Genomic DNA, 4,740 nt, shown 5'->3' with positions numbered 1-4,740 from the left:
CCGCCACCGCGTCGCTGACCTGGTTCGACAGCATGCCCGCGCCGAGGGCGGCCGGCGCCGCCACCCCCGCCACCAGTACCCCGGCGACCGCGCAGGAACCAAGGAATCGGGACAAGTTCGAGGAAAGACGCACGGTCGTCGAACATAGCCGTCCACCGGTAAGGACGGCGTTGCGGATCAGGGTATTACCACACCGGTACTTTTCCTTGACCTTTCCCGGAAAACTCCCATCCCCGGGTAAAGAGCGCGGGGCCGCGGCCGCTCCTACCCTTGGGGCATGGAGCGGATTCGCGCGCTGCTGATCGACATCGACGGGGTCCTCACCGTGTCGTGGCATCCGCTGCCCGGCGCGGTGGACGCCGTGCGGTGGCTGCGCGACAACGGGTATCCGTTCGCGTTCCTCACCAACACCACCTCCCGCACCCGCGCCTCGATCGCCGAGACGCTGTCTTCGGCGGGTTTCCCGATCGAGGCGCCCGAGGTGTTCACCGCGCCCGCCGTGGCCGCCTCCTACCTTCGTGAGCACCACCCCGGCGCGCGCTGCTTCCTGCTCAACAGCGGCGACATCGCCGCCGATCTGGCCGGGGTGGACCTGGTCGGCGACGAGCCGGACGTGGTGCTCGTCGGGGGTGCGGGGCCCGAGTTCGGCTATGCGGAGCTGAACCGGGTTTTCCGTTACCTGCAAGGAGGTGCCCGGCTGGTCGCGCTGCACCGCAACCTGTACTGGCGGACGGAGGAGGGGATGCGGCTCGACACGGGCGCCTTCCTGGCCGGTCTCGAACAGGCCGCCGGGGTCGAGGCCGAGGTGGTGGGCAAGCCTTCCGGTGCCTTCTTCGCCACCGCGCTGACGGCGCTCGGGACGGAACCGGGGGCCACGGCGATGATCGGCGACGACATCGAGGCCGACGTGCTCGCCGCGCAGCGCCACGGTCTCATCGGAATACTCGTCAAGACCGGCAAATACCGCCCCGAGACGCATCGGAGCGCGCCGGAGCCCCCGGACCACGTCCTCGACGGTTTCGCCGACCTGCCCGCCTTCCTCGGCCGGTTGCCGTAGGAGCCTCCCTAAACCCCGACGGTGGCGGTGATTTCGTCGCGCACGGCGCTGGGCCCCAGCACGGCCATGGCCCAGAGCGCGCTCGCGGCGCGCAGGCCGTCCTTGCCCGCGAGTTCCGGCGGTGGTGGGTAGTGGACGGTGAGCCCGCGCTGTGCGAACGGCCGTTCGTCGAGGTATCTCGCCCCGCCCCGGCCGCACAGGTACGTGCCCGCTCCGACCGCCTCGGTGAGATCGGCCAGCCGCAGGGACCGTTCCGTGCTGGCGGTCAGGGTGCTGCTGCGGACGACGGTGCCGTGCCAGCCGAGGCGGTCGAGCAGCGTGCGGGTGGACACCTCGGCCACGTCGGCGAGCCGGTCGGTGAGCTCGATCGCGGCGAGTACCTCCTCCACGGCGTCACGCGTGCCGGCCCAGTGCGGACCGCGCCGGTAGTACTGGCGCGTGAGCTGGGCGACGCGGCGGCGGCTGAGCGCGGGGTCGGCCAGCAGTAGTTCGTTGATCCGGCTGGCGCGGCCCGCCGGGCGGTGCACCGGGATGGTGAGCCAGCGCTGTGCGCTCGGATCGTCCAGCGCGGCGAGGCGCGCCCGGTGCTGGTAGTCGCGCGCGTTGAACTGCACGTCGTCGAGCACCACCCAGACGTCGGCCTGGAAAAGCTTCGCGAGCGTGGACAAACGTGGAAAGAAATTCGGTTGATGGACGGCGCAGGATCTTCGGTCGAATACGGCCACGGGCCGTATTCGATCACAACATGCGGCTGCGGAATCCGGCGGCCACGAGTCGCTGATACGCGGCATACACGGATGGGGGAACTTCTTGGCTGATCGCGAATCCCTGTCCGGGATACTCGATGATGCGCTGGAGATCCCCGATCATCATGTCGATGAGCTCCGTGCCGTGGTCGCATTCCTTGACATACTCGGAAAGTGAGAGCGGAACGGAGGCGCACACGGGTTCGACCTCGGGCCAGACCTTCCGCGTGGTGGCGTAGGCGCGACGTTCCATATAAGGCATCGAGACCAGCATGAGCGAATCGACCCGAATCCCTCGATCACGAAGAAGATCACGCGAAAGGGTGATGTTTTCTCCGGTATTCGTGGCGCGCGGCTCGACCAGGATCGCCTCGTCCGGGACCCCGAGTTCGAGCGCGCGCTCGCGGTAGTGCACCCCTTCGCCCCGGGGGAAGGCGGTGAAGGTTTCGCGGCTGTTGGCGCCGCTGAACACCACCACCGGGAACAGGCCCCGGTGGTACAGCTCGGCGGCGTGCGCGGCGACCCCCAGGTCGTTGCAGCCGAGCGCGATCGCGGCCGAGCAGCGCCTCGGCGTGTGGTTGAGCCGGTGGTAGCGCCAGATCACCTCGGCGTCGTCCCACCCCCGGTCGATCAGATCCCTGAACATGCCGCCGGCACCGATCCCGATCATGCTTGGCGCTCGAACGCGCGGCGGATTCCGTCGATGCTCTGCAACTGGTGGAAGAGACCGAATTCGGCGGAAACCCGGGCGCAGTTTTCCAGCATGCTCAGCCCGTTGTGCCGGGTGGCGCGATCGGACACCAGGATGTGCGCGTGCGCGGTTTCCAGCCGCACCTTCTGCAGCGGGGTGTCGTTCACGCGGTGGGTGAGCGCGACGTCGATGGCCTGGGCGGCGGCGGTGAGGTCCCCGGCGCCCCGGTGCGCCAGCGCGAGCTTCTGGTGCGCGATCGACCAGTCCTCCGGCTCCTCCATCGTTTCGAAATTGCGGATCGCCGGCACGATGTGCCGGGTCGCGGTCTCGTTCAGACCACGCTTGCTCAGTGCGGTGCCGACCCACAACTGGGCCCGGATGCGGTCGTGCTCGCTCAGCCGCTCGTCCTCGGTGAGCGATTCGTACTGCCGCGCCGCCGATTCCAGCCGCCCCGCCATCTCGTCGAGGACCACGAGCTTGAGTTCGATCTGCGCGACCCGCCGGGGCGTGTCCAGTTCGGTGAAGACCCGCAGCGCCTTCCGGTAGGTCTGCTGCGCCGACAGCGGGCCGTGCAGTTCGCCCTGGTCCTGCTGGACCTCGCCCAGCAGCCGCAGGGAGCGGCCGTAGAGGTGCATGCCCTGGGTGTCGTTGCTGTTGGGTTCGTACCGCCGCAGCCACCGGTCCAGCAGCGTGCGGGCGAGGGCGAACTCCTGGCGGCCCAGGCAGGCCATGGTCCGGTCGAGATCGTCGGCCCAGGCGTCGTAGTCGTAGCCGGAGGCGGCGGGTTCCGGCGCCGGGGCCGGTTCCGTCCGGCGGAGAAGCAGATCGAAGCGCCGCCGCGCCTCCGGCTCGGCCCGGGAGAGGGCGGTGTCGAGGATGGCCTGCGTGTCCGGACGCGGTACGGTGGCGGAGCCGCCGGACTCCCATTTGGCGACGGTGCGCGCGGCGACGCCGAGGTAGCCGGCGAAGGAGCGTACGGACAGGCGGAGCGCATGCCTCAGCAGCCGCGCCTCCCGCCCGCTCCAGTGGTGGGCGGTGGCGGCCACGTGATGCGCATCCCCAGGAACACCCACCTCCCCAGGTTAACCCGTTAGGGGTGGTTCAAGTACACCGAAAGTGCAACAACAGTTCGTTTCCGTCAGGTAGTCGTTGCTGCAGCCTGGAGAGCAGGCACTCGTCGCCGGGTTGACTCCTTTGTCCCGGGCCGATTCCCCGGCGCCGGGTGCCGCTCCAGCTCCCCGCGCGTCAGGTCGGGCAGGCCGGGCCGGACGGCTTTTTCCCGGCCTCGTGACGGGCGCTTTCGCGAACACCGGTCCGAGTCCGCTCGAGGGGCGGTTTTCCGGGAAGCGGTAAGGGTTTTCGACGCATACCATGAAGGGGTGAGTCCGGTTCCCGCCGCCGCGCCGCCACGCAACGCCTTCCGAGAACAGCAGTGGCGGGAGGCGCACGAGCGTTACCTCGACTGTGCGCGCCGGGTGTTCGCCGCCCTCGGCTATCCCGCCGCGACCGTGGCCGACATCGTCGAAGCGGCCAACGGCAGCCGCGCCACCTTCTACGCGCACTTCCGGGACAAGGCCGACATCGCGGCCTGCCTGTTCGAGCGCGTGCTGCCGGAGGAGGGCGGGATCTACCACCTGGGGGCGGATTTCCCGGGACCGGCGAGGGAGCAGGTGCGGGCCTGGCTCGACGAGCACGTACTCCAGTTCTGGACGCGCTACGCGGTGGAGATCGAGGTGGTCAACCACGCGATGGCGGCGGACCCGCGCATCGCGGCGCGGCACTACCAGTGGATCGTGGACGCGGTGTGCCGCCTGGAGCCGTACCTGGCGCGGTGGCGCGGCGAGCACGAGGAGGCCGGGATCACCCGGGCCTGCCTGCTCGTGCTGCAACTGGAACGCCTCTGCTACCACTGGCTGATCCGCGGGGTCCGGCACGACCGGGAGACGGTGCTCGACATCCTGGCCGAGAACTGGTGCCGCGAACTCCGGGTGCTGGCGGAAGGCCCGTCCTGATCGTGCTCGACGGTGGTCTGGCCACCGAACTGCAGGCCCGCGGCCACGACCTGTCGGGCGGGCTGTGGTCGGCCCGGCTGCTGTCCGAGGCGCCCGGCGAGATCATGGCCGTGCACGAGGCGTTCTTCCGCGCGGGCGCGCGGATCGCGACGACGGCGAGCTACCAGGGCAGCCTTGCCGCGTTCGCCGAGCGCGGGCTGGACGGGCCGATGCTGCTGCGGCGCAGCGTGGAAC

General features: G+C 69.9%; 6 protein-coding genes. 3 read left to right on the top strand and 3 right to left on the bottom strand.

Annotated elements, in window-relative coordinates; translation table 11 throughout:
* Positions 1-277: 277 nt before the first annotated feature.
* Positions 278-1,057, top strand: a complete 780-nt coding sequence (locus tag FNH05_RS32515; protein WP_144592672.1) for a TIGR01458 family HAD-type hydrolase — start codon at positions 278-280, stop codon at positions 1,055-1,057.
* 8 nt (positions 1,058-1,065) lie between these two features.
* On the opposite strand, the gene FNH05_RS32510 is transcribed toward FNH05_RS32515, so the two are convergent.
* From FNH05_RS32510 to FNH05_RS32500, 3 genes are read right to left on the bottom strand one after another with little or no spacing between them, the layout of a single operon-like run.
* The gene (locus FNH05_RS32510; protein ID WP_144592671.1) at positions 1,066-1,848 is read right to left on the bottom strand and encodes a WbqC family protein; all 783 of its coding nucleotides are present in this window, start codon (positions 1,846-1,848) and stop codon (positions 1,066-1,068) included.
* On the bottom strand, positions 1,796-2,449 hold the full coding sequence (locus tag FNH05_RS32505; protein WP_144592670.1) for a YdcF family protein: 654 nt from the start codon (positions 2,447-2,449) through the stop codon (positions 1,796-1,798). The genes FNH05_RS32510 and FNH05_RS32505 overlap by 53 nt, the downstream gene beginning before the upstream one ends.
* Positions 2,450-2,469: 20 nt before the next feature.
* The gene (locus FNH05_RS32500; RefSeq protein WP_246128078.1) at positions 2,470-3,567 is read right to left on the bottom strand and encodes a helix-turn-helix domain-containing protein; all 1,098 of its coding nucleotides are present in this window, start codon (positions 3,565-3,567) and stop codon (positions 2,470-2,472) included.
* A 306-nt stretch (positions 3,568-3,873) separates the two neighbouring features.
* On the opposite strand from FNH05_RS32500, the gene FNH05_RS32495 reads away from it, so the two are divergent.
* Together FNH05_RS32495 and FNH05_RS32490 are read left to right on the top strand one after the other, a co-directional pair.
* Entirely contained in the window at positions 3,874-4,506 is a 633-nt protein-coding gene (locus FNH05_RS32495) for a TetR/AcrR family transcriptional regulator (RefSeq protein WP_144592669.1), read from the top strand.
* On the top strand, positions 4,503-4,740 hold a 238-nt coding region (locus FNH05_RS32490), incomplete at its 3' end, for a homocysteine S-methyltransferase family protein (RefSeq protein WP_222426773.1). The genes FNH05_RS32495 and FNH05_RS32490, both read left to right, overlap by 4 nt.

This window comes from Amycolatopsis rhizosphaerae, assembly GCF_007713715.1.
In the GTDB taxonomy this organism is placed as follows: domain Bacteria; phylum Actinomycetota; class Actinomycetes; order Mycobacteriales; family Pseudonocardiaceae; genus Amycolatopsis_E; species Amycolatopsis_E rhizosphaerae.
This window is presented reverse-complemented; position numbering and strand designations above follow the sequence as displayed.

Excerpts from the sequence above, each read along its gene's own strand:
- FNH05_RS32505 (WP_144592670.1), bottom strand. The coding sequence starts at position 2,449 with ATGTTCAGGGATCTGATCGACCGGGGGTGGGACGACGCCGAGGTGATC.
- FNH05_RS32515 (WP_144592672.1), top strand. The coding sequence starts at position 278 with ATGGAGCGGATTCGCGCGCTGCTGATCGACATCGACGGGGTCCTCACC.
- FNH05_RS32510 (WP_144592671.1), bottom strand. The coding sequence starts at position 1,848 with ATGCCGCGTATCAGCGACTCGTGGCCGCCGGATTCCGCAGCCGCATGT.